This is a genomic window from Rhodanobacter sp. DHB23 (assembly GCF_014842975.1).
Lineage (GTDB): Bacteria > Pseudomonadota > Gammaproteobacteria > Xanthomonadales > Rhodanobacteraceae > Rhodanobacter_A.
The window spans coordinates 60,499-86,566 of record NZ_JACYXK010000023.1 but is presented as its reverse complement, the minus strand read 5'-3'; the positions used below and the strand labels follow the sequence as shown (position 1 = coordinate 86,566).

The 26,068-nt window shown below is 69.3% G+C and carries 18 protein-coding genes; 11 read left to right on the top strand and 7 right to left on the bottom strand.

The features are described 5' to 3' along the window. The first annotated feature begins 71 nt into the window (after nt 1–71). From IHE47_RS05670 to IHE47_RS05655, 4 genes are all read left to right on the top strand, one after another. Complete coding sequence (locus tag IHE47_RS05670; RefSeq protein WP_192104903.1) at nt 72–611, top strand: (2Fe-2S)-binding protein; 540 nt, start codon at nt 72–74, stop codon at nt 609–611. After that, nucleotides 608–2,884, top strand: coding sequence for a molybdopterin cofactor-binding domain-containing protein (locus tag IHE47_RS05665; RefSeq protein ID WP_192104902.1), 2,277 nt, complete (start codon nt 608–610; stop codon nt 2,882–2,884). The genes IHE47_RS05670 and IHE47_RS05665 overlap by 4 nt, the downstream gene beginning before the upstream one ends. A gap of 298 nt (nt 2,885–3,182) precedes the next feature. Continuing rightward, entirely contained in the window at nt 3,183–4,211 is a 1,029-nt protein-coding gene (locus IHE47_RS05660) for a hypothetical protein (RefSeq protein WP_192104901.1), read from the top strand. Then, nucleotides 4,208–5,548 carry a GGDEF domain-containing protein gene (locus tag IHE47_RS05655; protein WP_192104900.1) on the top strand — a complete coding sequence of 447 codons (1,341 nt, stop codon included), beginning with the start codon at nt 4,208–4,210 and terminating at the stop codon, nt 5,546–5,548. Before IHE47_RS05660 ends, IHE47_RS05655 begins: the two co-directional genes overlap by 4 nt. A gap of 135 nt (nt 5,549–5,683) precedes the next feature. Here the strand turns inward: IHE47_RS05655 and IHE47_RS05650 are convergent, their stop codons facing one another. Both IHE47_RS05650 and IHE47_RS05645 read right to left on the bottom strand, forming a co-directional pair. Then, nucleotides 5,684–7,675 carry a hypothetical protein gene (locus IHE47_RS05650; RefSeq protein ID WP_192104899.1) on the bottom strand — a complete coding sequence of 664 codons (1,992 nt, stop codon included), beginning with the start codon at nt 7,673–7,675 and terminating at the stop codon, nt 5,684–5,686. 30 nt (nt 7,676–7,705) lie between these two features. Next, nucleotides 7,706–8,608: a hypothetical protein gene (locus IHE47_RS05645; protein ID WP_225561649.1), complete on the bottom strand. Its 903-nt coding sequence runs from the start codon at nt 8,606–8,608 to the stop codon at nt 7,706–7,708. A 346-nt stretch (nt 8,609–8,954) separates the two neighbouring features. Between IHE47_RS05645 and fusA the strand changes: the two genes are divergently transcribed. Then, nucleotides 8,955–10,994, top strand: coding sequence for an elongation factor G (gene fusA / locus IHE47_RS05640; protein ID WP_192104898.1), 2,040 nt, complete (start codon nt 8,955–8,957; stop codon nt 10,992–10,994). A 119-nt stretch (nt 10,995–11,113) separates the two neighbouring features. On the opposite strand, the gene IHE47_RS05635 is transcribed toward fusA, so the two are convergent. Both IHE47_RS05635 and IHE47_RS05630 read right to left on the bottom strand, forming a co-directional pair. Next, a complete protein-coding gene (locus tag IHE47_RS05635) occupies nt 11,114–11,509 on the bottom strand; it encodes a hypothetical protein (protein ID WP_192104897.1) in 396 nt (131 codons plus the stop codon). Between the two features lie 18 nt (nt 11,510–11,527). Beyond that, on the bottom strand, nt 11,528–11,995 hold the full coding sequence (locus IHE47_RS05630) for an SET domain-containing protein-lysine N-methyltransferase (RefSeq protein ID WP_192104896.1): 468 nt from the start codon (nt 11,993–11,995) through the stop codon (nt 11,528–11,530). 141 nt (nt 11,996–12,136) lie between these two features. Here IHE47_RS05630 and IHE47_RS05625 point away from each other — a divergent pair, with 141 nt between their 5' ends. The 3 genes from IHE47_RS05625 to IHE47_RS05615 all read left to right on the top strand — a co-directional run bounded on the left by IHE47_RS05625 (nt 12,137) and on the right by IHE47_RS05615 (nt 15,307). Further along, nucleotides 12,137–12,631, top strand: coding sequence for a hypothetical protein (locus IHE47_RS05625; RefSeq protein WP_192105038.1), 495 nt, complete (start codon nt 12,137–12,139; stop codon nt 12,629–12,631). Between the two features lie 21 nt (nt 12,632–12,652). Then, nucleotides 12,653–14,428: an acyl-CoA dehydrogenase C-terminal domain-containing protein gene (locus IHE47_RS05620; RefSeq protein ID WP_192104895.1), complete on the top strand. Its 1,776-nt coding sequence runs from the start codon at nt 12,653–12,655 to the stop codon at nt 14,426–14,428. A 279-nt stretch (nt 14,429–14,707) separates the two neighbouring features. Further along, nucleotides 14,708–15,307 (top strand): OmpA family protein, encoded by a 600-nt coding sequence (locus IHE47_RS05615; RefSeq protein WP_192104894.1) that lies wholly within the window; start codon nt 14,708–14,710, stop codon nt 15,305–15,307. A 120-nt stretch (nt 15,308–15,427) separates the two neighbouring features. Here the strand turns inward: IHE47_RS05615 and IHE47_RS05610 are convergent, their stop codons facing one another. Next, nucleotides 15,428–17,329, bottom strand: coding sequence for an alpha/beta hydrolase (locus tag IHE47_RS05610; protein WP_225561648.1), 1,902 nt, complete (start codon nt 17,327–17,329; stop codon nt 15,428–15,430). Nucleotides 17,330–17,445: 116 nt separating this feature from the next. Between IHE47_RS05610 and IHE47_RS05605 the strand changes: the two genes are divergently transcribed. Next, a complete protein-coding gene (locus tag IHE47_RS05605) occupies nt 17,446–18,447 on the top strand; it encodes a DUF4105 domain-containing protein (RefSeq protein ID WP_192104893.1) in 1,002 nt (333 codons plus the stop codon). Here IHE47_RS05605 and IHE47_RS05600 read toward each other — a convergent pair. Next, nucleotides 18,439–21,711 carry an EAL domain-containing protein gene (locus tag IHE47_RS05600; protein ID WP_192104892.1) on the bottom strand — a complete coding sequence of 1,091 codons (3,273 nt, stop codon included), beginning with the start codon at nt 21,709–21,711 and terminating at the stop codon, nt 18,439–18,441. The genes IHE47_RS05605 and IHE47_RS05600 overlap by 9 nt on opposite strands. A gap of 254 nt (nt 21,712–21,965) precedes the next feature. Beyond that, nucleotides 21,966–23,420, bottom strand: a complete 1,455-nt coding sequence (locus IHE47_RS05595) for an RNB domain-containing ribonuclease (protein ID WP_192104891.1) — start codon at nt 23,418–23,420, stop codon at nt 21,966–21,968. Nucleotides 23,421–23,542: 122 nt separating this feature from the next. On the opposite strand from IHE47_RS05595, the gene IHE47_RS05590 reads away from it, so the two are divergent. Both IHE47_RS05590 and IHE47_RS05585 read left to right on the top strand, forming a co-directional pair. Beyond that, complete coding sequence (locus IHE47_RS05590) at nt 23,543–24,028, top strand: GNAT family N-acetyltransferase (protein ID WP_192104890.1); 486 nt, start codon at nt 23,543–23,545, stop codon at nt 24,026–24,028. Between the two features lie 39 nt (nt 24,029–24,067). After that, entirely contained in the window at nt 24,068–26,044 is a 1,977-nt protein-coding gene (locus tag IHE47_RS05585) for a CocE/NonD family hydrolase (protein WP_192104889.1), read from the top strand. The last annotated feature ends 24 nt before the right edge of the window (nt 26,045–26,068 follow it).

Genomic DNA, 26,068 nt, shown 5'->3' with positions numbered 1-26,068 from the left:
TCAGCCCCTGCATTCCTAAGCCGCCCGCGGCAATGCCACAATGCGTGGGATACGTTTGGAGGAGATCCCGCATGGCGCAAGCCCAGGCCCACGGTACGCCGGCCGTTCCGGACAACGGCGTCGCCGCCGAGACGGCGCGCAACGACGGCATCGCGGTCGAGATCAACGGCGAACGCTTCGTGCACACCGGCGATCCGCAGATGCCCCTGCTGTGGTACCTGCGCGACGTGCTGTGGCTCACCGGCACCAAGTACGGCAGCGCGCACGGCGGCAGCGGTGCCGACCTGGTGCTGGTGAACGGCAGGCTGGTTTCCGCGATCACCCAGCCGATGGCGAAGCTGGCCGGCAAGAGCATCACCACGGTGGAGGGCCTCGCCGCGGAAGACGGCGCCCTGCACCCGCTGCAGCAGGCCTTCATCGATGAGGACGCGATCGGCTGCGGCTACTGCACGCCGGGCTGGCTGATGGCCAGCTTCGACCTGCTCAGGCGCAAGCCGCAACCCGGCGATGCCGACATCGACCAGTTGCCCAACAGCTGCCGCTGCGGCTGCCAGACCCGGGTACGCGCCGCGATCAAGCGCGCCGCCGCCGGCAAGGCGGGCCAGGCATGAGCACGAACCCGTCGAACGGCATCCGGCTGTCGCGCCGGCGCTTCCTGCAGATCCTCGCCGGCACCGCGGGCGCGCTGGTGGTCGGCGTGCGCTTCGCCGAAGCCGGCGAGCCGCCGCTGCCGGCGGAATGGCTGGGCAACGACTTCCACGGCCTGGGCGCCTACGTGCGCATCGATTCCGACGGCAACGTGCTGATCGGCGCGCGCGACCCCGACACCGGCACCGGCGTCGCCACCGCGCTGCCGATGATCGTGGCCGACGAGCTCGACGCGGACTGGAACCGCGTCAGCGTGGTGCACCTCGGCCTCGGCGTCGAGGCCGGCGACAACGGCAAGCCGCGCTGGACCTACGGCCACCAGCGCGGCGGCACCGGCGACTCCATCCCCGCCGCCTGGGCCGACCTGCGCCATGCCGGCGCGCTGGCGCGCTGGCTGCTGACCCAGGCCGCCGCGCGCCGCCTCGGCATCGCCGCCGACCGCCTGCACTGCGAAGCCGGCACGGTGATCGCGCCGGACGGTCGCCGCGTCACCTACGGCAGCCTGGTCGACGACGCCAGCAAGATCGACCTGCCCCAGCAGCCGCCCGCGCCGAAATCGCCGCAGCACTACACCCTGATCGGCAAGCCGGTGGGCGACGCCAATGCGCACGCCATCGTCACCGGCCAGGCCAGGTACGCCATCGACCACAACGAAGCCGAGGCGCTGGTCGCCGTGCTGCTGCACTGCCCGTGGCCGGACGGCACGCTGGCGAGCATCGACCCCGCGCCCGCGCTCGCCGTGAAGGGCGTGGCCAAGGTGATGCAGCTCAAGCCGGACCCGGCCCAGCAACCCGGCTTCACCGTGATCGCGCCCGCGGTGGCGGTGCTGGCGGAGAACACCTGGGCCGCACTGGAAGGCCGCGACAAGCTCAAGGTGGAATGGAAGCCCGGCGCCGGCGCCACGGAAAGCAGCGTCGCGCTGGAACAGCAGGCCACCGCCCTGCTCGACGACAAGTCCACCGCCGCGCCCACTACCCGCGTGCGCGACGACGGCGACGTGGAGAAGGCCGCCAGGCACGCCGCGGTCCGCGTCGACGCCACCTACTACCAGCCCTGGCTCGCGCACGCCTGCGCCGAGTCGATGAACTGCCTCGCGCGCGTCGACAAGGACAAGGCCAGCCTGGTGGTGCCCACGCAGGCGCCGCAGCAGGCCTGGGCCGTGGTGCAACGGCTCACCGGCCTTGCCCCCGAGCAGATCGAGATCCGCGTGCCGCGCGTGGGCGGCGGCTACGGCCGCCGGCTCGACCACGACTACGTGGCCGAAGCGGTACTGCTGGCCAAGGCCGTGAACAAGCCGGTGCGCCTGTTGTGGACGCGCGGCGAGGACCTCGCGCACGACTACTATCGCCCCGCCAGCGCGCACCGGATCAGCGCCGCGCTGGACCGCAAGCGCAATGTGACCGCCTGGAACCAGCGCGTCGCCAGCGCCTCCGCGCTCGCCGGCCGCGGCGTGCCCGCCGAGCGGCTGTGGAGTTCGGAAGTCTCCGCCGACCAGTTGCCGGCCGGCCTCGTGCCCAACTTCCGCAGCGACTGGTACGCGCAGCAATCCGCCCTGCCGCGCGGCCCGCACCGCGCCATGCCGCACCTCGCCAACGCCTTCGCGGCGGAAAGCTTCATCGACGAGATCGCCCACCAGTTGCGCGAGGATCCGCTGCAGACCCGCCTGCGCCTGCTCGGCGAACCGCGCGGTATCGCGCTGAAGAACGGCGGCACGCTGGACACCGGCCGCCTGCGCAACGTGCTGCAACTGGTCGCCGACCGCATCGGCTGGAAGAACTGGCTGCGCAGCATCAACGGCCTGGGCATCGCCTGCTGGGCCATGGACGGAGCCTACGTGGCGCACGCCATCGAGACCTCGCTGCAGAACGACAAGCTGGGCATCGAGCGCGTCGTCTGCGCCGTGGACGTGGGCCGCGTGATCAACCCGCTCGGCCTCGAAGGCCAGGTCGCCGGCGCCACGCTGGACGCGCTCTCCACCGCGCTCAACCTCGCCATCACCACGAAGGACGGCGAGGTGCAGCAGCGCGACTGGAAGAGCTACCCGCTCGCGAGCATGGCCCTGCTGCCGGACAGCGTGGAAACCATCATCGTCTCCGACGACGACCGCCCGCCCACCGGCGCCAGCTTCCTCGCCATGCCCACCGCCGCGCCGGCCCTGGCCAACTCGGTGTTCCGCGTCAGTGCGGTGCGCGTGCGGCGGTTGCCGTTGCTGAGGGAATTCCAGCGGTTGCTGTGACCGTTCGCCACCGGTTTCCTCGCCTGCTGTTACCGGCCTGCGGACGGCTTGTGCCCACCCGCCAGGCGACGACGACTCCGGGCGCTTGCCGGCGGCCGGGGCGACCCTTCCCTGCCCACCCGGGAAGCAGGCCCGGTTAATGTTTCTGGCCTGCACGCCGATACCACACGCAACGATGTATCAATGATCCGGGAACGATCCCCGACTGCGCGAGGCGCCTGCCGACCACCCCCAGCCGTAATCAAATTTGCGTGCTATCGACTGTATTCACGATCCGGCGCAACCGTGGATCAGTCAAGTGATCGGCCGTCAGGAAATTCGAAGCCCTGCAAGTATCCGGTGCATTCCCGACGACCCGCTGCAAGACGAACGGATGGCCGTCCCGGCCACCCTTTTCATGGCCAAGGTGTCGGCGCCGGGGAACGATGTGACTTGGCAAGGCGAGGCTGGCATGGTGGGGAAACGTCTTTTCCGCTTGGCCATGATGGCTGGACTCGGACTCCCGTCGGCAGGCGTGCGTGCCACGCCACCTCTGCGGGTGGTCTTTCCCCGGCCGGAAACGCCCTACGACACCAGAACGGGCTACCCGGTCGCGGTTCTGCGCCTGGCGCTGGAACATCTGCATGTCGCGTTTTCGATGAAGCAAAGCACGATCGTGCTGTCGCAGGCACGCACGCTCAAGCTGCTCGAAGACAACCAGGTGGTGACCGTGGGATGGTCCGTCGCGACGGTGGAGCGGGACAAGCGGCTGCTTGTCGTCAGGGTCCCGATCGATCGCGGCCTGATCGGCTGGCGCGTCCTGCTGATCAGGCGGGACGACGAGAAGCGGTTCAGCGACCTGCTGACGGCATCGCAGCTGGCCCATGTGCCGATGGCCCAGGACCAGGACTGGCCGGATCTGGCGATCTTGCATGACAACGGCTTCGACATGACCGCGGCGATCAACTACACGTCCCTTTTCTCGATGTTGAAGCTGGGCCACGTCGACGCCGTGCCCCGATCGGTGGCCGAGATCGGCGGGGAACTCCAGAGCCCCGATGGCGCCGGCCTCGTCGCGGAGACGCATCTGCTGCTGCACTATCCGTCGGCGCTCGTCTTCTTCGTTTCGAAAAGCAATCCATCACTCGCCGCCGACCTGCAGATAGGCCTCCAACGGGCCATTGCCGACGGCAGCCTCCAGCGGCTGTTCGAGCTCACCTATCGCCAGAACCTGAATGCCCTGCACCTGCACGATCGCCGTGTCATCGAACTGGCCAACCCGTTGCTTCCGGCCAGCATGGTGCCCGCTTGCCGCGACTTCGGGTTTCAACCCGGCACCGCGCAATGAATACGCAAGGCCCCGACGGCCGGCACAAGCGCGTACTGGCGAAGAGGCTGGCCGTAGCGAATGTCTGCATCAACCTCCTGGTCACCGCCATCATCACTGCCTGGATGCTTCTCGGCAGCTATCGCAGCGAGGTGAACGCGACGCGGCAAAGACTCGACGAAATCGGCCGGACCATCGTCCCCGGGCTCGTCGACAGCCTCTGGCAGGTGGACCCGCATGGAATCGATGACCGCCTGGACGAGATCGGCAACATACCTGGCGTCGAATATGTGCGCCTGCAGAGCAAGGAGGAACTGCATGAGCGCGGTCGGCCCGATGCCCACCCGCGGACGGCCCGCAGCTACCCCCTGATCTACAACGACCACCGGCATTTCGACCTCGGCACCCTGACCGTCGAGTTCGGCTGGGACCCGGTCAGGCAGAAGCTGCAGCACCAGGCCATCGAGATAGGCATCGCCACGCTGTCCCTCACGTTCTTCGGAACGCTGGCGCTACTGTTCCTCGTCCAGGCCCGGATGACGCAATCGCTGGAGATCATGTCCGGCTATCTGCGCATGCTGCGTGTCGAGTACCTGGACATCCCGCTCATCCTGCCCAAATCGACCTGGAACCGGTCGCCCGACGAGATTGATCAAATGGCGGGGTCGATCAATCGCATGCGCGAATACCTGGCCGAAAACGTTGCGGCACGCATTCGCCACGAGGCGGAACTTCAATCGCACCACGAGAAACTGGAAGCGCTCGTCAGGGAGAGAACCGCGGCCCTCGAGGAAAAGACGCGCGAACTGGAGCTCCAGTCGCATACCTTCGAGAAGATGGCGAATACGGATGCGCTCACCGGGGCCTGTTCCAGGCGCTTCTTCATCGAGATGTCCGAGCACGTGATAGCACGCTGTGCGAGAAGCAAGACCCCGCTTGCAATGCTGCTGCTGGACGTCGACCACTTCAAGAGCATCAACGACGTCCATGGCCACGCCGTGGGCGACCAGGTGCTCGTCGGCCTGGCCAGCACGTGCCAGGCCGGGCTGCGCGAGATCGACCTGCTCGGCCGGCTCGGCGGAGAAGAATTCGGCCTGCTGCTGCCCGAGGTGAGGATCAGCGACGCGCTGGCCATTGCGGAACGGCTGCGCAGCACCCTGGCGTCGCTGGCCATCCGCATTCCGCGCGGGGACGAGGTCCGGTTCACCGTCTCCATCGGGCTCTGCATGCTGTCCGATGGTTCGGACACCTACGAGACCCTGATGGCCCACGCGGACAGCGCCCTGTACGGCGCCAAGGAAGGCGGTCGCAACCGCGTTTGCATCTTCGACGCCGCCACACTCATGGTTGCGCGATGAAGACGGCCCGCCTCCTGCCCGGACCTTGACCGCAGGACGACTCGCGCGGGACCCACGGTGGGCACCGGCATCCAGGGCCATCCGGGCGACCCCTCATCCGCTGGTCCCGGCGCACGACATCCCCGATGCGCCGTCCTACGGCTGGCCGGCACGAATCGGCGAAGGCGGCCCGAACTGGTCGCTGGCCGGCACCCACGAACGCGGCGAAGCCGCTGGCGCATGGCCTTTCACCATCGGCTCGACGGGCGGACATCCGGGTGGCGGCGGGCCGCCTGCGACGCGCGCAGCGGCACACTGCGCCGAATTGTCCAGCACGATGCGCGAAGGCGCCCCGGCGGTCGCCGCTGCTGCGGGTGGCATGCTGGGCACGCTGCCGCCGGGCACATCCGGCAGATTGAGACGATCATAGGATTTCTGCGCCACAGCCGGCGGAGGCGCATCGGCATTGCCACAGCCGAGCAGCGAAACGGGTATCAGCGGCGTCACCGAACACTTGATGCGGATGCCGAGCGGCAGGTGGAAGGTGTGCTGCACCGTGGTCTTTTCCGCCGCGTGGCGCAACGCGGTATCCACCGAGCTTTCGCCCGGCGGCGTCCAGTACGGGTCGAAGCGCGTGGCCTGGTACTTCACGCCGTTGACGTCGTGGCGCATCACCGCGGTGTCGCCGGTGGGCTTGAGCTGGACGAACTCGGGCACCTTGTCCGGCGTGGCCTGATCGCCCGATGCCGTGCCCGCGCCCGCGATGCCGGCGCCGGATTGCGTGCCCGGCAAGGCGCCCTGCCCCTTGCCGGCCTCGCCTGAAGTGGCGTGACCCAACCCATGCGAGTTCACCGGGCCATGGCCATGCACGGCGGCCACGTCGCTGGCGCTGGTCGTGCCCTGCGGCTCGCCGGGACGTGCAGCGTCACTGCCCTGCGGCGTGGCATTGGGCGCAGTGCTGACGTCCGGGGCCGCGCTTTCACCTGGCTTGCCGGCGGCCTCTTCGCTAGCCGCGTTGTCCGCGGCGGTCGATGAGGCCGTCGTCGATGCCCCGCTCGACGCCGGCGTGCTTGCCCCCAGCGGCAAGGCCACCGGCGTGGGCTGGCCGATCGCGGTGAGCGAGCTGTCGTTGGCGATCTCCACCGTGGCCCTGGGCGAAGGCGTGACGCTGGGCGTGGCGGACGCGGACTGCGGGATCGCGGCGAGCGGCTGCTCCGGCGCCTCGACAGGCTCCGGCGCCTGCACCTTGGCCAGGTGCCGCGGCACATCCGGGACGGGCGCGGCCAGCGCAGTTTGCAGGCTCACCTGCGGCGCGACCTGCGCCGGCAGCGGCACCGCCTGCAGCTCGGGAACCGGCGGTGCCGCCGGCAGGTCCACGTGCGCGGCTTGCACGATGGCGGGCACCTGCGTGTCCGGCGCCACGCGGTCCAGCGCCACGGCGGGTGGCGTGACCGTGGGCGGCGATTGCGGCGGCTCGGCCGGCAGCGCCAGCGAAGGCGGCGGCAACATCGGCTGGTTGCCCTCGATCTGCGGCGGACGCACGGGCTGCGGCTGGAATTTCGGGGGTACCGGTGGCTGCAGCGTGGGCCTGGACAGGGTCACCGGCGGCGGCTGGCTCGCCACCGGCACCGGCTGCAATTTCGGCGTGGGCGCCGGCTGCGGCACGCTGGGCGGCGGCACGGGAGCCGCGGCCACCTTCGCAGGCGCGACGGCCACGGCCTTCGCGGCGACGACGGGTTGTGGCTGCGCGCGGTGCGCGGCGGCGCTCGCGGCATGCTGCGCACCGGAACGGGCGGCCGCATGGCCCAGATGCACCGGTCCGGCCTGGCGCGGCGGCTCGCCTTTCGGCGGCGGCGGTGGCGCGAGGTCGGGCAACTCGATGAAACGCGCCTGCATCTTCGCCGGCGTGTCCACGCCCGGCGGCGGCTCCCACTCCGTCACGAAGGTGAAGCCGAGCAGGAACAGGACGTGGATCAGCAGGCTGCAGGCGAGCGCCACCACGCGCCGCCATGCCAGCTGCGGACCCGGCCGTCGCGATGCGCGCAGGCCGAGCATGCGCGACGAGGCGGCGAGCGGCGAGTTCAGCAGTACCTGCGCCGGCCGTTGGGCATGCGGGCGTGGTGCGTGGGGATCCGTGGGCAGCGGCATCGCGCGAGTGTAGCGGGCGACCTGGAAACTTCAGTGTCCCGCAGCTTGCTTCGCCTGCTTCCCGCGTTGCTCGCGCAGCTCCTCGTCCACCGCGCGGATCGGCGTGTCGGCGGGGCAACCGTCGGCGAGCGGTTTGCCGGCGCGATAGAGCGCGATGCACCTGGACAGCGGCGGCGGCTCCGGCGTGTCCGGGTTGGGCGCCAGCGGCCTGGCCGGCGCCATGTCCATGCGCACGTCGCCGTCCTTCGGCGGCGGCGGCGAAGGCGGATCGCCGCCACAGCCGCCCGCCAGCGCCGCCAGCGAAATGCCGCAATGGATGTGGATGCCATGTCCCAGGTCGAAGGTGTGCTTCACCGTGGTCTTGTCCACCGCCTTCTGCAGCGCATCGTCGATGGGGTTGCCGCCGTGGCCCCAATCCTTGTCGAAGCGCGTGGGCTGGTATTTCACCGGGTTGGTGTGCTGCATGATCCGTTCGTCGCCCTGCGGCATGCGCTGCACGTATTCGGGCGGCGGCGCACTGCTGGAGGCTGCCGGCAGGATGGGCATGCCGTTGCTGTCGAACAGGCGCGGCCGCGCCACGCTGGCCGCCGGCGCCGGTGCGGGCGGTTGCACGCTCGGTGCGCCCTTCCCGCTGGCGCGCTTCGCCGGCGCATGGATCGCCGGCGGCGGCAACGCCATGGGCGGCGGCGCCTTCGCGACCGGTTTGCCGGCGACGGAGATGAAACGCACCTCGAGCACGTCGTCCGCCGCCGCGGATGGCGCGCCGGCCGACGGCGCCGGTGGCCGCATCGCCCACCACGTCAGCACCGCGAACACCAGGTGCAGCAGCGCGACGACGGCCAGCACCCACCACGCCAGCCCCCGCCCGTACGTCGGCTCGCGCCAGCGCGACTGGCGCAGGCGCGCGACCGTCGCCGGATCGAGCACGGGCATGCCGCCCCACCCGGGATCGGGCTTTGCCGTGGCACGGGTTTCGGCCTGCGAGGGAGTGGCGATGGGAATGCCTTTGCGCCAGGGACGGCGTCGGGGATGGCGTGGAGTATGCGGGGCGCCGCTTGAACCGGCCCTAGAGACAACGGGGCGCCGCGGCGGTTCCCGGCGCGTGTTGACGCGAGCCTAACCATTCCGCGCCGTACCATCGGCGGACTCGTCCCGCCATGACCGCCCCCGCGTCCGCGCCCGGACGACCATGACGGCCCCGTCAGCCGCCACGTGCGGTTCCGTGCGGCGCCGCTCATGCCGATGCGGGCCCGCACCTCTGCAAGAGGAGGGTCGCATCGTGTCGTACAACACGGAAAGCATCCGCAACATCGCACTCGCCGGCCACGCCGGCAGCGGCAAGACCACGCTGTTCGAGGCCTTGCTGCACGCCGGCGGCGCGATCCAGTCGCAAGGCTCGGTGGAGCGCGGCACCACGCAGTCGGACACCGACGCGCAGGAGAAGGCGCGCGGCCATTCCATCGACAGCTGCATCGCCGGCATCGACCGCGGCGGCTGCCATATCAACCTGATCGACACCGCCGGCTACGACGATTTCCGCGGCGGCACGCTCTCCGCCTTCGCCGCGGTGGAAACCGTGATGGTGGTGGTGAACGCCGTCAACGGCATCGAGCACGGCACGCGCCGCATGATGGATCACGCGCGTGCGCGCGGCCTCGCCCGCGTGCTGGTGGTCAACAAGATCGACTTCGAGGGCGCGCGCCTCGGTGCGCTGGTGGAAGCGCTGCGCGACGAGTTCGGCCCCGAATGCCTGCCGGTGAACCTGCCCGCGCAAGGCGGCAAGTTGGTACTGGACTGCTTCTTCCACGCCGAGGGCACCACCGATTTCTCCTCGCTGGCCAGCGCGCACCAGCGCATCCTCGATCAGGTGGTGGAGATCAACGAAGCCACCATGGGCGCCTACCTCGACAACGGCGAGGCGGCGCTGGGCCGGCAGCAGCTGCACGATGCCTTCGAGCAGTGCCTGCGCGAAGGGCACCTGGTGCCGATCTGCTTCGTCAGCGCGCGCAACGGCGCGGGCGTGTCGGAACTGCTGGATCTCGCGGACCGGCTGCTGCCGAATCCCGCCGAAGGCAACCCGCCGCCCTTCCGCAACGGCGAGGACGAGGCGATCACCGTGAACGCCGACCCGAAGCAGCACGTGATCGCCGACGTGTTCAAGATCATCAACGACCCCTTCGTGGGCAAGCTCGGCATCTTCCGCGTGTGGCAGGGCACGCTGCGCCGCAACGCGGAACTGTTCGTGGACGACGGCCGCAAGCCGTTCCGCGTGGGCCACCTGTTCCGGCTCAACGCGAAGAACCACGTGGAGATCGAGCAGGCCATCCCCGGCGACATCGCCGCGGTGGCCAAGGTGGAGGAGATCCACTACGACGCCGTGCTGCACGACGCGCACGAGGAGGATCGCATCCACCTCGCGCCGATGCGTTTCCCGCAGCCGATGTCCGGCCTCGCGCTGGAACCGAAGCACAAGGGCCAGGAACAGAAGCTGGCGAACGCGCTGGCGCGGCTGGCCGAGGAAGACCCCTGCCTGCGCATGGAACACCACAAGGAACTCAACGAGACCGTGCTGCGCGGCCTGTCCGAACTGCACCTCAAGGTGACGCTGGAACGCATGCGCGAACGCTACGGCGTGGAAGTCGTCACCCACCCGCCGCGCATCGCCTACCGCGAAACCATCGCCGCACCGGCGGAAGGCCACCACCGCCACAAGAAGCAGACCGGCGGCGCCGGCCAGTTCGGCGAAGTGTTCCTGCGCGTGGAACCGCTGGAACGCGGTGCCGGCTTCGAGTTCGTCGACGCGGTGAAAGGCGGCGTGATCCCCGGCAGCTTCCTGCCCGCGATCGAGAAAGGCGTGCGGCAGGCGATGGAACGCGGCGCGGTGGCCGGCTACCCGCTGCAGGACCTGCGCGTCACCGTGTACGACGGCAAGTACCACCCGGTCGATTCAAAGGAGGTCGCCTTCGTCAGCGCCGGCAAGAAAGCCTTCCTCGACGCCGTGGGCAAGGCGCGCCCGGTCCTGCTGGAACCCATCGTGGACGTGGAGATATCCATCCCCGAGGTCGACGTCGGCGACGTCACCGGCGGCCTCGCCGGCAAGCGCGCCCGCATCCTCGGCACCGACAGCAACCGCGGCGGCGAACTGATGATACGCGCCCAGGCCCCACTGGCCGAACTCGCCGACTACCCCACCGAGCTCAAGGCCATGACCGGCGGTCGTGGCCGCTACAGCCTAGACCTCAGCCACTACGAGCCGGTGCCAGCGCCGGTGCAGAAGCAGCTCAGCGAAGCGTGGCGGCCGAAGGTCGAGGAGGACTAAGGAAACGGCTTTCTGCTCGTCATTCCGGCGAAAGCCGGAATCCAGTGCCTTTGCTTTACAAGGCATTACAGGCACTGGATCCCGGTTTTCGCTGGGATGACGAGCACAATCAAGTCTCCCTAATGATCCACGTTCGCGTAGGCGCGCAGGATGCGTCTTGCGGCGAACAGGTTCTTGGCCGGGGGAATCAATCCCGACTCGAATGGACTCAGCACGAAGGTGGTGATCAACAGGGGAACCCAGCCCACCGTGGCGGCGGCCGGGTCGATGCTGCGGCAAAGCTTGTGCACCCTGACGGTGTAAAAGAGTACGAACGGAACCGTGACCAATGTCAGCAACACGGCAGCTTCCACGCCATCCTTGTGCCATTGCATGCCCGCCGTGATGCACATGGCGGCGAACCAGAAAACGTGCAGCACATACGCCTGTACAAGTGTCCGGCTTGCCTTGCGCAATTGACGAACGAGCACCGCTTTTTCTTCGGTGCAGCGTCCATGTTCGTCAAGTCGTGGCATGACTGCGGATGCGGCGCGCTATTTCTTCGGCTTGAGCAACGTCCCCGTGCAATTCTTCGACCCGCACAGGCACTTCCACAGCTTCTTCAGCCGCGCCGTATGCGGCACTTCCAGCGTGATGCCGTAGTCGTAGGTGAGTTCCTCGCCGGGCTTGATGCTGCGGATGGACTCGATCAGCACCCTGTCCTTGCGCGGGTCGCCGCTGGCGCTTTCCTCCACCACCGCGCGGCAGTTCGGCGCGCAGCTGTGGTTGATCCAGCGCGCGGTGTTGCCCTTGCGGTTGGCGTCGACGATGTAGTCGTCGTTGAGCGTGAACAGGAAGGTATGGCCAGTCTCGCCGCCGTCGCCGTACATGTCGTCGGCCTCGGCGTGGGTCATCAGCGTGCCCTTGTACTGGATGATTTCCTCGCCCTTGCCGATCGGCTCGACGGCGAACACGCCATTGCCATGGATGGGGGAGCGACGGGCGACGATGCGACGGGTCATGTGGCGTGCTGGCGTGGTGATGGAACTCCGCATGATGCCTGCAGTGCGCACCCGTGGAAACCGCCGGCATTGACGCGCGCGGCGGCCCGGGTCAAGATTCAAACAATCGTTTGAGATCGTAGCCCTGAGGTCACGGCCGTGATGCGACTGATCCGCTGCTTCGCCCTCGCTGTCCTGGCCGCCTGCCTTGCGGCCTGCGGCCCGCAGCGCAAGAGCGTGTTCCCGCCCTCGCTCACGGTGCAGCAGATGCAGGTGCTGCCGAACGGCATGTGGCGCCTCACCGTGCGCATCCAGAACAACAGCTACGGCGGCATGGACTTCAGTGCCATCGAAGGCTCGCTGCAGGTGGCCAGCGAGACGCCGGTGCGCCTGCATGCCGCGTTCGACCGCGATATCCCGTCCTTCGCCGGCGACGTGATCAGCGTCGACGTGCTGCCCACGCCGCCGATGGGCAAGGCGCTCGCCGCCACGGCGGCCAAGGGCAGTGCCGGTGCGCTGGCCTATGCCATCAGCGGCACCATCCACGCCCAGCCGGATCTTGCCGACCGGCCGGACGACAAGAACCCGCAGGACTTCCCCTTCCAGCACAGCGACTTCCTGTCGCCGGTGCCGGGCATCGCCAACACCTTCCGCTGATTCCTTCCGAGAGTAACGACCATGACGATCTACAAGGCCCCGCTGGACGACCAGCGCTTCGCCCTCTTCGACCTGCTCGGCGCCGAGGCCATCCTCACCAAATTGCAGGGTGGCGCGGAACACAGCCGCGACCTGCTCGACGCGGTGCTGGAGGAAGCCGGCAAGCTCTCCGAACAGGTGCTGGCGCCCACCAATGCAGCGGGCGACGCCGAGGGCTGCCACTACGACAAGGCCACCCACGCGGTGACCACGCCCAAGGGCTTCAAGGAGGCCTTCAAGGCCTTCGCCGAAGGCGGCTGGGCCGGCCTCACCGCGAAGGAAGAGTTCGGCGGCCAGGCGCTGCCCAACGTGATCGGCACCGGCACCACCGAGCTGTTCCAGTCCGGCAACCTGTCGTGGAGCCTGTACCCGCTGCTCAGCGAAGGCGCCTGCCACGCGATGGAGCTGCACGGTACCAAGGAGCAGCAGCACGCCTACATGATGCCCATCGTGGAAGGCCGCTGGACCGGCACGATGTGCCTCACCGAGCCGCAGGCCGGCTCCGACCTCGGCCTGCTGAAGACCCGCGCCGAGCCGAACGCCGACGGCAGCTACGCGATCAGCGGCACCAAGATCTTCATCAGCGCCGGCGAGCACGACATGGCCGGGAACATCGTGCACCTGGTGCTGGCGCGCCTGCCCGACGCCCCGGCCGGCAGCCGCGGCATCTCGATGTTCATCGTGCCGAAGTTCAAGGTGAACGCGGACGGTTCGCTGGGCGAACGCAACCAGGCCTACGCCGGCGCGATCGAGCACAAGATGGGCCTGAAGGGCTCGGCCACCTGCGTGATGAACTTCGACGGCGCCGAGGGCTATCTGATCGGCCAGCCGCACAAGGGCCTGGCGGCGATGTTCACCATGATGAATGCCGCGCGCCTGTCGGTGGGCGTGCAGGGCCTGGCGCTGGCCGAACGCGCCTGGCAGAACAGCCTGAACTACGCGCGCGAACGCCTGCAGGGCCGCGCGCTGTCCGGCGCGAAGTTCCCCGACAAGGCCGCCGACAACCTGCTGGTGCAGCCGGACGTGCGCCGCATGCTGCTGACCCAGCGCGCCTTCGTGGAAGGTTCGCGCGCCCTGCTCTACTACACCGCGCTGCAGACCGACATCGAGGCGCGCGGCGTGGACGAAGCCACGCGCAAGCAGGCCAGCGAACTGGTGGCCTTCCTGATCCCGATCGCCAAGGGCGTGGTGACCGAACTCGCGCAGGAGTGCACCAAGGAAGCGTTGCAGGTGTACGGCGGCCACGGCTACATCGGCGAGAACGGCATGGAGCAGTTCGTGCGCGACGCGCGCATCATCACGCTGTACGAAGGCACCACCGGCATCCAGGCCGCCGACCTGCTGGGCCGCAAGATCCTCCAGTTGCAGGGCGTGGGCTTCAGGCATTTCCTCGCCGAGATCGGCGCGTTCTGCAAGGCGCATGCGGGCGATGCGAAGCTCGCCGCCCTGGTCGCTCCGCTGGCCGTCCTGGCGAAGGAATGGGGCGAACTCACCCAGTCGCTCGCGCAGCGCGTGCAGGCCAACCCGGAGGAACTGGGCGCCGCCGCCACGGATTACCTGTGGTACTCGGGCTACGTCACGCTGGCCTATTTCTGGGCGCGCGCCGTGGCCGCCGCCGAAGCGAGTACGCAGTCCGAGGCGTTCAAGCAGGCCAAGCGCGACACCGCCGCGTTCTACTTCGCCCGCCTGTTGCCGCGCACGCTGGCGCACAAGGCGGCCATGGTGGCGGGCGCCGGGACGATCGCCGACATCGCCTGACGCACGCTGCGCACCTGCCTCGAAGCGAAGCCCGGCCCATGCCGGGCTTCGCTTTTGTGCTCGCGTGGCACGCGCACATCGCCGCGGCGGCAGGCTTCATCGCCCTCGCGACCGAGCGCCGGGAAACTGAACGCAACCGTAGCGATGGCGCCCCGACATGCGCGATTCCGCGCCGGCATGGGTTAGGTTCGAAAAGGCAGCACATGCAGGGGGATCCATGAAGGGCCGGCATCGCCGCTGTCACCCGCGATGCCGGCACGCACATCGGGAGAAACATCGATGAACATCCGAACCCCACGAACCGCCCTGCTGGCAACGGGCATCCTGGCCGTCGGCCTGGCGGGTTGCTCGCAATACGTGAAGAAGGACGAGCTCAACGCCGCCATCCAGCAGCTGCAGCAGAAGCAGCAGGACCAGCAGCAGCAGATCGATGCGATCAGGCAGCAGATGCAATCGCAGTTCTCCAAGTACGACTCGCAGATCACCGCCATGCAGGGCCGCGTCAGCGTGGACACCGTGGCGCACTTCGCCTTCAACAGCGCCGACCTCAGCGACCAGGACAAGCCCGCGCTGCAGGACTTCGCCGCGACCATCAGCAAATACCATCCCAACGTGCTGGTCACGGTGGAAGGCTTCGCCGACCCGGCCGGCTCGCGCGCCTACAACCAGCACCTGGGAATGGAGCGCGCCAAGGCCGTGCGCGACTTCCTGGTTTCCAGCGGCATCAGCGCCGACCAGGTCCGCGCGGTGAGCTACGGCAAGGATGCGAACCGCCAGGTGGTGAAGGGCGCCAGCCGCGACCAAGGCGCCGACAACCGCCGCGTCTCGTTGACGGTGGATTCCGCCGGCGCCGCAGCCTCGGCCACACCCACCACCTGACGCGGCTTTCGTCGCACCCCACCCACGCGAAAACGCCCGGATCGATCCGGGCGTTTTCGTTCGTCGGCAGCCGGCGATCAGCCACCCCTTTCCGCCGATGCCTGATGCCGGGCTTCCGGCTCAATCCGGGCCCGCGGCCTTGCCCGCCGCGGCGGCGGCGCCATCCACCTGCTGCAGGTGCAGCCGCATGATCCGGCGCAGCTCCAGGATCGCCGCCGGCGTTTCCTGCACGCTGTGCCACGAGGGGATCACCACCTCGGAATCCGCGCCGTCGAGATGCGCGCTGGCATAGGGCACCACGCCGTCGCTGCTCTGCTGCAGCGGACCGGTCGGCTTGTACAGGCCGATGATCGAGTGGTAGCGCACCGCGGGCGAGATCGGCAGGTTCGCGGTGGCGACGATGAAGGGATCGGCGTCGCTGAGGTTGCCCACGCTGTTCGAGACGTGGATGGGGGCGCCGTTGCCGCCGTCCTCCTGCAGCAGGTCCGACACGCCGGCCAGTTCCTTGAGCACGCCGAACGGCAGACGGATCAGCTCGGCGACCCAGCGTGCGAGGCGATGCCGCGCCACCGGCGTGCCGCGGTGCGGCGCGGCGAGGAAGACCGCGGCATCCACCTGCGGCATGGGGGAGAACTGCAGGTAGGGCGCCAGTTGCCGGTGCAGCTTCGCGCGCTTGGCGTCCGAAAGGTGCGTGCCTTCCGGCACCAGGCTCCACAGCCTGTCGCCGCTGGACGACACCAGCAGCCGCGCGATCACGCCGCCCATGCTGTGTCCCACCAGCATCATGTGCCGGGTGGCGCGTGCGCTGCCGGCGGGGTCGAAATGACGGATGGTGGCGTCCAGCGCGCGGCGGATCTGCAGCAGGTTCACCGCGATGGGCGCATTGGTGGGGTAGTAGACCTGCCACACCTGGTAATGGCGGCGCAGTTCCTCGTCGCCCAGCACTTCGTTCGCCACGTTCACCCACGCCTCGGGGCTGCTGGCCAGGCCATGCAGCATCACCACGGTGCGGCGGTCCGGATCGTAGGGCTGCAGCAGCAGCACGCGTGGCGAATCCAGCCCGCCCCGCCCCAGCAGCGAACGGATCGACTGCACCGCGAAACCCGAGCGCGCCAGCCACAGGCCGTAGGGTGCGGTGAAGTTGGCGCCCAGTGGCACGCTGCGCCCGGCGATGTCCACGGCCGCGTCGCGATACGGATCACGCACCAGCAATTGCACCTGCCGCGTGTCCAGCACTTCGTCCAGCGTGCCGCCGCCGAACGCGAGCACGCCGGTCATCGCCACGAAGCGCGGCTCGCGCCACGGCACGGCGTCCGCATCCGGGGCGCGCGGCGTCACCGCCACGAATTCCGAACCGAAGCCGTCGCGCCGGTACACGTTGCGCAAGCCCTTGAAGCGCAGCGACGAGGCGGGCAGCAGCTCCGTCGGCGCGGTGCGCAGGTGCAGGTCGGTGTCCGGCCGCAGCACCGTCCAGCCGGCCAGGTCCGTCCGCGACCAGCCGGTGCTGAGCTTCGGCAACTCCTGGAACCAGCGTCCCACCACGCGCTCCACCGCGTAGTCGTAGAACGCGATCACCTTGGCCTGGCGCTGGTCGAACACGCGCTCGGCCGGCGTGCGCCGCGTGTAGAACAGGTAGGCGTAGGCGTAGCGCGCGGATTGCAGGTAGGCGTCCAACGTGGCCTCGTCCATCACGGGCTGGCGGTCGCCGCGCAGCGCGCGGCCCAGCCACAGTTCGGACAACGCGGAAAGCCGGCTCTCCTCGTCGAGCCCGCTGGCGTGCTCGACGATGCCTGCGCAGTCGGCGAAGGACTGCGTGCACTGCTTGCCGGTCAACGCCACGCCGTTCAACGCCTGCACCGTGCCGTCGCTGAGCTGGCCGCTGCCGATCACGTCGGCGCGCCGCTCGTTCACCACGTCGGCGGGCTTGAGCCGGCTCACGTCCACCATGGCGCAGGCATTGAGGCACAGCAGCGCCACCGCCATCGCGAGCCACCACACTTGCCTGATCCGGTCACCCCGCATTCCCTGCCGCCTCCCTCGCCCGAGCTGCCGCGATTGTAGTCACGGCCACCGCGCCCGGTTGCCATGGCGCGCACGCCGCGGCAGGCTGGCGCACCGGCCACGCAGGGACGACACACATGGCGAGACTGTTGCGCATCCTGGGACTGGGCCTGGCGCTGCTGCTGGGCGGGCCGGTCGCCCTGCTCTCCATCGCCTGGGGCGCGCTGGCGCTGTGGTACCAGGTGCCCGGCGGCGGCCCGCGCGTGCTGGGTGCCGTGCTGTGGACCGCAGCGGCCCTGGCGCTGCTTGCGCTGGCGATCCGCCGCCGCCGATGGCTCCCCCTGTCGGGCTACGTGCTGATGTATGCGCTGTTGCTGGCGTGGTGGGGCACCATCCGGCCCGGCGGGCACCACGACTGGGCCGACGATGTCTCGCGGCAGCTCACCGGCGAGGTGCGCGGCAACCTGGTCGTGCTGCACGACGTGCGCGATTTCACCTGGCGCAGCGACAGCGACTACGACGCGCGCTGGGAAACGCAAGGCTACGACCTCGACCGCCTGGTCTCCGCCGATGCCGTGCTGTCGCACTGGAACGGCGGCGCGATCGCGCACGCGATGGTCTCGTTCGGCTTCGACGACGGCCGCCACCTCGTCTTCTCGGTGGAGGTGCGCAAGCGGCGCGGGCAGGCGTTCTCCTCCATCGGCGGCTTCTTCAAGGATTTCGAGACGACCCTGGTCGCCGCGCCGGAGGACGACCTGATCCGCGTGCGCACCAACGTGCGCGGCGAGGACGACTACCTCTACCCGCTGGCCATCAGCCGCGCCACGATGCGCGCGCTACTCCTCTCCTACGTGGATACCGCGAACCGGCTGGCGCAGGCGCCGGCGTTCTACAACACCGTCACCTCGAACTGCGCCACCGTGGTGTACCGGATGGCGCGCCACCTCGACCCCGGCCTGCCGCTGGACGCGCGCCTGCTGCTCACCGGCTACCTGCCCGGCTACCTCTACCGGATCGGCGTGCTGGACCACCGGCTCACGCTGCGGCAATGGAACGAACGCGCGCGCATCACCGACCGCGCGCGCGCCAGCAGGCCGGGCGAGGATTTCTCGAAGGCGATACGCGCGACGCTACGCTGAGGCCGCTTTCGCCGGCTGCTCGCCCAGCATCTGCTCGAACGAGTGCAGCGGCATGGGCCGCGAGATCAGGTAACCCTGGAAGATGTCGCAGCCCTGGGTCATCAGGAAGTTCCGTTGCGCCTCGGTCTCCACGCCCTCGGCCACCACCTGCAGGCTGAGGCCGCGGCCCATGCCGACGATGGTCTGCGCCACCATCGCGTCGTTGGCGTCCTCCGGCAGGCGCGCCACGAAGGCCTGGTCGATCTTCAGCTCGTCCAGCGGCAGGCGCGACAGGTAGGCCAGCGAGGAGTAACCGGTGCCGAAGTCGTCCAGCGAAATGCGCAAGCCCATCGCGCGCAGGCGGGCGAGCTTGTCGGCGGCTTCGACGAGGTCGTCCAGGATCGCCGTCTCGGTGATTTCCAGCGTCAGCAGCGAGGGGTCGGCGCCGGACAGGACCAGTGCGCGCTGCACGTTGTCCACGAAGCCCGGCTGCAGGAATTGCCGCGCGCTCACGTTGACGGCCAGCGACAGTTCGCGCCGGTTCGGCAAGGCGGACCAAGCCGCCAGCTGCGCGCAGGCCTTGCGCAACACCCAGTCGCCCAGCGGCAGGATCAGGCCGTTTTCCTCGGCCACCGGGATGAACTCGTCCGGCGACACCCGCGTGCCGTCGGGGCGCGTCCAGCGCAGCAGCAGTTCGGCGCCGACCACGTTGCCGCGGCGGTCGGCCTGCGCCTGGTAGTGCAGCTCCAGCGCTTCGTCGGCGATCGCATGCAGCAGGTCGCCGGCCAGCGTCTCGCGGCGCGCCAGCGCCACCTGCATCTCCGACTCGAACTGGCGCACCCGGTCGCGCCCGGCGGCCTTGGCGGCGTACATCGCCAGCTCGGCCTGCTTGAGCACCGTCTCCGGCGAGTCGCAGCCCGACATCAGTTCGGCCCAGCCCAGGCTGATGGTCATGCCCGCCAGCGCCTCGCCGTCCAGCCGGAACGGCTCGCGCAGCACCTGGCGCATGCGCTCGGCGCAATCCAGCACCTCGCTGGCCAGCAGCGCCGGGGTCTCCGCGCGGATGGGCAGCACCAGCGCGAAGGTGCCACCGCCGAAGCGGCTCAGCACGCAGTCGTCGTCCAGCATGTTGCGCAGGCGCTGCGCCACCAGCGCCAGCAGGCGGTCGCCGGCGGCATGGCCGCGCAGGTCGTTGACCCGCTTGAAATGGTCGAGGTCGAACAGCAGCAGGGCACCGATGCAGGTGCCGGGCTCGCCCAGCATGTGCTGCAGCTGGCCGTGCAGGAAGCGCCGGTTGGGCAGGTCGGTGAGCGAATCGAAATAGGTCATGCGGTCGACGCTTGCGTGCGCCTCGCGCTCGCTGGTCAGGTCGATCATCGAGCAGACGAAGTGGCTCACCTGCCCTTCCTCGGAAGCGACGGCCGACTTGGTGAAGCGCACCACCTTGGGCTGGCCGTGGCTCGTCTGTATCCACATTTCACCCTGCCAGAAGCCGTCGCTCCAGGCGTCGGCCCACTGGCTTTCGTAGAACTCCGGATCGTTCTGCTTCGAACGCAGCAACGACACGTGCTGCCCGACCGCGTCGCCCGGCTGGTAACCGGTGAGCGCAATGAAGGCCTGGTTGACCCGCTGGATGACCTGGTCGGCGTCCAGCACCATCAAGGCCTCCTGCATCTCGAACGCGACGGCGGCCAGCCGCCGCTCGCCCTCCACCCGCTTGCGCTCGGTGATGTCCTGGGCGTGGATGAACACGTATTGCGCGTTGCCCTCGACGTCGTGGAACACCGAGCAGTCCAGCCATACCGGGAAGCGCCGGCCGTCCTTCGCCACGTGCTCGGTTTCCCACACGTAGTGGTCGAACCGGTCCGCCGTCACCCGCAGGGCCGCGCGCTCGGCGACCAGCTCGGGCGGATACAGCACGTCCACCGACAGGCCCGCCATCTCCTCCACCGTGTAGCCGCGCTCGCTGGCGAAGGTCGGGTTGGCGGCGATCAGGGTCTTGCTGCGCGCATCGCAGATGTACATGCCGAAGGCGGCGTTCTGGAACGCATGCGCCCACAGCCGCAGTTGCGCTTCGGCCAGCAGCCGGTCGGTGGCGTCGCGCGCCGCGCTAAGCACGCCGTACAGCTCGCCCTGCGGCGTGAACAGGGGCGCGCTGATGACCTCGAATTGCCTGGCCGTGCCATCGGCGGCGTCCAGCGGCAACAAGGTGCTGGTGTTCCGGCCGAGCCGCGCGGCCTCCTCGTCCAGCGCGCACACCTTCGCCGCGAACCCCGCGTCGAACAATTCGTCGCAACGGCGCCCGACCGGCGCCTCGCAGGGCGCGCGGAACAGTGCGACCGCGCGATCGTTGCCTTCGCGGTAGACGCCCCTGAGGTCCTTCACCCACATCGCATCCGGGCTGGCATCGAAGATCGCCCGCAGCTTGCCCTCCTCCGAGCGCAGGGCAGCGGTGCGCGCGGCCACCGTGCGGCGCAGCGTCCATACCCACAGCGCCATCAGCGCCGCCAGCGCCAGCACCACCGCCAGCGCGATGGCCGCGATGCGGGTATTGCGCTGGTAACCCGTCGCCACCGACGAGGGGTGATCCAGCCAGCGCTTGCGCAGCGTCGCGCGTTCGTCCGGCGTGACGAGCGCCATGCCATGCTGGATCGCGAGGAACATGGCCGTATCGCCCTTGCGGACGGCCCAGTGCGACTGCTCGGTGAACAGCACGAAGGCCTCGTAGAAGCGATCCAGCGCCGAGTACCGGTACAGGTTGTAGTCCGCCGGATACTGGTCCATGCAGAACACGCGCAGATCGCCCTTGGTCGCGGCCCGCATGATGTCCTGGTAGTCACCGTAGAACTGCACGCCGGTGACGCCGTCCGCCTTCAGCCGCTCGGCACAGGCGTCGCCGCGTTGCACGCCCACCGGCAGGCCGCGCAGCGTGGCCACGTCGCGGATGCCGCTGATGCTCCGGTCCGCATAGATGCCCACCGGCAGGTTGGCATAGGGATCGGAAAAGTCGAACAGCAGTTCGCGCGAGGGGGTGCGGTAGAGCATGTCGATCACGTCCGCGCGTCCGCTCGCCATGTTCCGCATGGCGTCGCCCCAGTCCGTGAGCACCAGGTCGACCCGGATGCCGGTGTGCTGCTGGAACAACCGCCACATGTCGACTTCGTAGCCCTGCGGCTTGCCGTCGCCGTCGATGAACACGAACGGCGGGTAGTTGTCGTTGGTGGCCACGCGGATGCGCGCCGGGGCGTCCGCGGACGCCGGCGCGGCGGCAGGACCGACTGGCACGGACGCGGACGAAACCGCCGCCATGCAGCAGAACAGCCCGGCCACGCATGCAACTCTCCATCCGCTCAGGCGCATATCCTCATCCGCACGCGACCACCGGCGTAGCGGCAGCATCGTTGCCTGCGCAAGCGACGCCGCCTTTTCAACCAGCCTGCAGCCCTGCCATCCTCCCGCAAACCCGCCATCGAATCCCTAGCGGATCGGCAGGCCGTGCGTAAACTGAAGCCGCCGGCGACGTGTGCCGGCGTCGTCCTTCATTGCGCGCCACCCGCCAGTTCGAAGCGCACCAGCCGCTTCGCCGGATCGGCCTCGACCAGGCGAACCGCCACTTCCTGCCCGAGCTGCAGCGGCGTCAAGGAACCGACGGCCGCCTCGATGGCGGGATCGCGCAGCATCACCACGCCGGTGTGGCCGTCGCCATGGGCACCGTTGATTTCCACGATGGCGCCGCGAAATGTTTCGCCTACCCGCGGCGCCAGCAACACCGCCTCGACCAGTTCGGTTACCTGGCGCTCGTAGTGCTTGGCGCGATGGTCCGACTCGGCCATCAGCGCCGGCAGCGCGGGCAACGCGGCACGCGCCCAGTCCGGCACCGGCTGGTTCGCGCACAACGCCACGCACACCTCGCCCACGTAGCGATCCACCAGCCGGCGCAACGGCGCGGTGGCGTGGGCGTATTCGGCCGCCACCGCGGACTGCAGCGGTTGCGCCGGCAGCGCGCCGTCGAAGGCCACGTAGCCGGCGCCGCGCAGCACGGTGGTGCAGGCGGTGAGCATCGCGACGTGGGTGTCCTGCGACGGATCGAGCGTGCGGATGAAATCGGGGTAGCCCTGCCCGTCCGGCCACGCGATGGCCAGCGCCTGCGCGGTGCGCTTGAGCCGCGCGATGTCCTGCGGTTGCGGCGGCGGCAGCGTGCGCAGGATGCCCACCTTGCCCTTCATCATCAGCTGCGCTGCGGCCATGCCGGTGAGCAGCGAGATCTGCGCGTTCCAGTCCTCGTCCGGCTGGTTGGCGCGGTATTCCAGCTGCCACTGGCCGTCCACCACGCTGATCTCCTGTTCGGGCAACGCCAGGCTGACGCCGCCGCGCGCCCGTTCGCGCTGCTGGCGCAGCTCGCCCACCTCGCGCAGCAGCGTCCACAGCGGGTCGGCGGTGCCGGCGTCGAGTTGCTGCTGCACGCCGGCGTAGTCGAGCCGCGCGCGGCTCTTCACCCGCGCGCGGCGCACGTCGACGGCGGCGATCTCGCCGCTGGCGTCGAGGTCGATCGTCCACAGCAGCGCGGGCCGCAACTGGTCCGGCAACAGCGAGGCCGCGCCCTCGGACAGCACCGGCGGATGCAGCGGGATGCGCGAGTCGGCGCCATACAGGGTTTCGCCGCGGCGATGCGCCTCCGCGTCCACCGCGCCGCCCGGCGCCACGAACGCGGCCACGTCGGCGATGGCGTAGTGCACGCGGTAGCCTCCGCCGTCGCGCCGCTCGAAGTGCAGGGCCTGGTCCAGGTCCATCGAACCGGGCGGGTCGATGGTGACCAGCGGGATGTCGGTGCGGTCCAGGTCGGGCAGCCGCGGCTGCGCAGCCGCCCGTTCCGCCTCGGCCTCGACCTCGGGCGGGAACGCCAGCGGCAACTTCATTTCGCCCTGGATCGCGGCGATGCCCTGCGCAAGCGTGGCGTCGTCGCCAGACGACAGGCGGATGCGGGTGGCTGGCATGAGCGGTCCTCGCGAAAACAATGAAGTCCGCACTATAGCCGTGCCGCCAACCGGCCTGGCGCACTTCCGCCGCGCTCCGTGCAGGTGTAGAACCGGCGGACGTTTCCGCATCTGCGACGACCATGAGCGACCCGTCCCTGCTGATCCGTCTGGCCGAAGACGACGACGATTTCATCCTGTCCCTGGTACCACGTTTCGTGGACTTCCCGCTGCCCGCGTGGCGGCGACGGCACGAGTGCATCGAAGGCATCCGCGACGAGCTGCTCAGGCACCTGGAAGACCAGCCCGCGAACAGCCACCTGTTCGTGGCCGAGGACGCCGACGGCACGCGGGTGGGCTTCATCCACCTGCAGCGCACCGAGGACTTCTTCACCGGCCGCGGCAACTGCCACGTCGCCGACCTGGCCGTGGCGCCGGCGCACGAGGGCCGCGGCGTGGGCAAGGCGCTGCTGGCGCATGCCGAGCAATGGGCGCGCGAGCACCATTGCCAGCTGGTGACGCTGGCGGTGTTCCCCGGCAACGAGCGCGCACGCGCGTTGTACGAGGCCGCGGGCTACGACGCGGACCTGCTCCGGCTGGCGAAGCCGGTATCGACTGCTTCGCGATAAGCTGGCCCGGCTGCTCCATCCCACAGGGGAACCGACACCATGCCACCACGCCGTATCGCCGCGGGCCCCGGTCCCGCGCTGCTCGCCACGCTGTTCGCCGCCCTGCTCGCCGCGACGGGCGCCCTGCCTGCCGCGGATGCGCCGCAGGCGAAGTATCCCGGCTACCCCAGCGAGACGCCGGCCAGCTTCAAGCCGGCCATCGGCAGCTTCGACTACGTCGAGCGCGACGTGATGATCCCGATGCGCGACGGCGTGAAGCTCAACACCGTGATCCTGGTTCCGAAAGGCGCGAAGCATGCCGGTATTGTGCTCACCCGCACGCCGTACGACGCGCACCAGCTCACCCACAACACCATGAGCGGCCACCTCGAGACACTGCTGGAGGGCTACGACAACGCCGCCGACGTGATCGTGGAGGACGGCTACATCCGCGTGATCCAGGACATCCGCGGCAAGTACGGTTCCGAAGGCGATTACGTGATGAACCGCCCGGTGCACGGGCCGCTCAACCCCACGCCGGTGGACGACGCCACCGACACCTGGGACACCATAGCCTGGCTGGTGAAGCACATCCCCGAGACGAACGGGCGCGTCGCCACCATCGGCATCTCCTACGACGGCTTCGAGCCGCTGATGTCGCTGGTGCATCCGCATCCCGCGCTGAAGGCGGCGGTGCCGATGAACCCGATGGTGGATGGCTGGATGGGCGACGACTGGTTCCACCACGGCGCCTTCCGCGCGCAGAACCTCAGCTACATCTACGAGCAGGAGGCCACCCGCGACAACACCGCGAAATGGTGGACCAGCTTCCACGACGAATACGACCTGTTCATGCACTACGGCTCCACCGGCGCGATGGGCGATGCCTACGGCATGCGGCAACTCGGATTCTGGAACAAGCTCCTCGCCCATCCCGCCTACGACGCGTTCTGGCAGCAGCAGGCGGTGGACAAGCTGCTTGCCGCGCAGCCGCTCACCGTGCCGGTGATGCTGGTGCACAGCCTGTGGGACCAGGAGGACATCTACGGCGCGCTGGCCGTCTATCGCGCGATCAAGCCCAAGGACACCGGCGGCGACAAGGTGAAGCTGGTGATGGGCCCGTGGCACCACGGCCAGGAGATCGAGGAAGGCAGCTCACTGGGCGCGATCCGCTTCGGCAGCGACACCGCGAAGTATTTCCGCGAGCACATCCTGCGGCCGTTCCTCGCGCAATACCTCAAGGACGGCGCGCCCGTGGCCGGCCTCGCCCCGGTCACCGCCTTCCAGACCGGCACGGACCAGTGGCAGCGCCTGGACCGCTGGCCGCTGTCATGCGACAGCGGCTGCAGCGCCAGGAGCCGGGCGCTGTACCTGCAACCGGGGATGCGACTCGGCTTCGACGCACCAGCGGGTGGCAATGCCTATGACGAATACGTCTCCGACCCGGCGCACCCGGTGCCGTTCCGCGCGCGGCCGATCCAGCCGGTCGGCTACGACAATGGCCTCACCTGGTCGGAATGGCTGGTGGACGACCAGCGCGAGGCCTCCGGCCGCACCGACGTGCTCACCTACGAAACGGCGCCGCTGGACAAGCCGCTCGCCATCGCCGGCGTGCCCGCGGTGCACCTGGTCGCCTCCACCAGCGGCACCGACAGCGACTGGGTGGTGAAGCTGATCGACGTGTATCCCGACCAGGTGGCCGAGCAACCGGCGATGGGCGGCTACCAGCTCGCCGTGTCGATGGACATCTTCCGCGGCCGCTACCGCAACGGCTGGGACAAGCCCGAAGCGCTCGCCGCCAACCAGCCACTGGCCTACCGCTTCGACCTGCCCGCCGCCAACCACGTGTTCCTGCCCGGCCACCGCATCATGGTGCAGGTGCAGTCGAGCTGGTTCCCGCTGTACGACCGCAACCCGCAGACCTTCGTGCCCAACATCTTCTTCGCGCAACCCGCCGACTACGTGAAAGCCACCCAGCGCGTCTATCACGCACCCGGCGAGGCCAGCTACATCGCGTTGCCGGTGGTGGGCAATTGAAAAGTGCGGCCATGGATGGCCGCC

Coding starts and splice junctions, on each gene's coding strand:
- IHE47_RS05670 (WP_192104903.1), top strand. CDS start 72: ATGGCGCAAGCCCAGGCCCACGGTACGCCGGCCGTTCCGGACAACGGC.
- IHE47_RS05665 (WP_192104902.1), top strand. CDS start 608: ATGAGCACGAACCCGTCGAACGGCATCCGGCTGTCGCGCCGGCGCTTC.
- IHE47_RS05655 (WP_192104900.1), top strand. CDS start 4,208: ATGAATACGCAAGGCCCCGACGGCCGGCACAAGCGCGTACTGGCGAAG.
- IHE47_RS05650 (WP_192104899.1), bottom strand. CDS start 7,675: ATGCCGCTGCCCACGGATCCCCACGCACCACGCCCGCATGCCCAACGG.
- IHE47_RS05645 (WP_225561649.1), bottom strand. CDS start 8,608: ATGCCCGTGCTCGATCCGGCGACGGTCGCGCGCCTGCGCCAGTCGCGC.
- IHE47_RS05635 (WP_192104897.1), bottom strand. CDS start 11,509: ATGCCACGACTTGACGAACATGGACGCTGCACCGAAGAAAAAGCGGTG.
- IHE47_RS05630 (WP_192104896.1), bottom strand. CDS start 11,995: ATGACCCGTCGCATCGTCGCCCGTCGCTCCCCCATCCATGGCAATGGC.
- IHE47_RS05625 (WP_192105038.1), top strand. CDS start 12,137: ATGCGACTGATCCGCTGCTTCGCCCTCGCTGTCCTGGCCGCCTGCCTT.
- IHE47_RS05620 (WP_192104895.1), top strand. CDS start 12,653: ATGACGATCTACAAGGCCCCGCTGGACGACCAGCGCTTCGCCCTCTTC.
- IHE47_RS05615 (WP_192104894.1), top strand. CDS start 14,708: ATGAACATCCGAACCCCACGAACCGCCCTGCTGGCAACGGGCATCCTG.
- IHE47_RS05610 (WP_225561648.1), bottom strand. CDS start 17,329: ATGCGGGGTGACCGGATCAGGCAAGTGTGGTGGCTCGCGATGGCGGTG.
- IHE47_RS05605 (WP_192104893.1), top strand. CDS start 17,446: ATGGCGAGACTGTTGCGCATCCTGGGACTGGGCCTGGCGCTGCTGCTG.
- IHE47_RS05595 (WP_192104891.1), bottom strand. CDS start 23,420: ATGCCAGCCACCCGCATCCGCCTGTCGTCTGGCGACGACGCCACGCTT.
- IHE47_RS05590 (WP_192104890.1), top strand. CDS start 23,543: ATGAGCGACCCGTCCCTGCTGATCCGTCTGGCCGAAGACGACGACGAT.
- IHE47_RS05585 (WP_192104889.1), top strand. CDS start 24,068: ATGCCACCACGCCGTATCGCCGCGGGCCCCGGTCCCGCGCTGCTCGCC.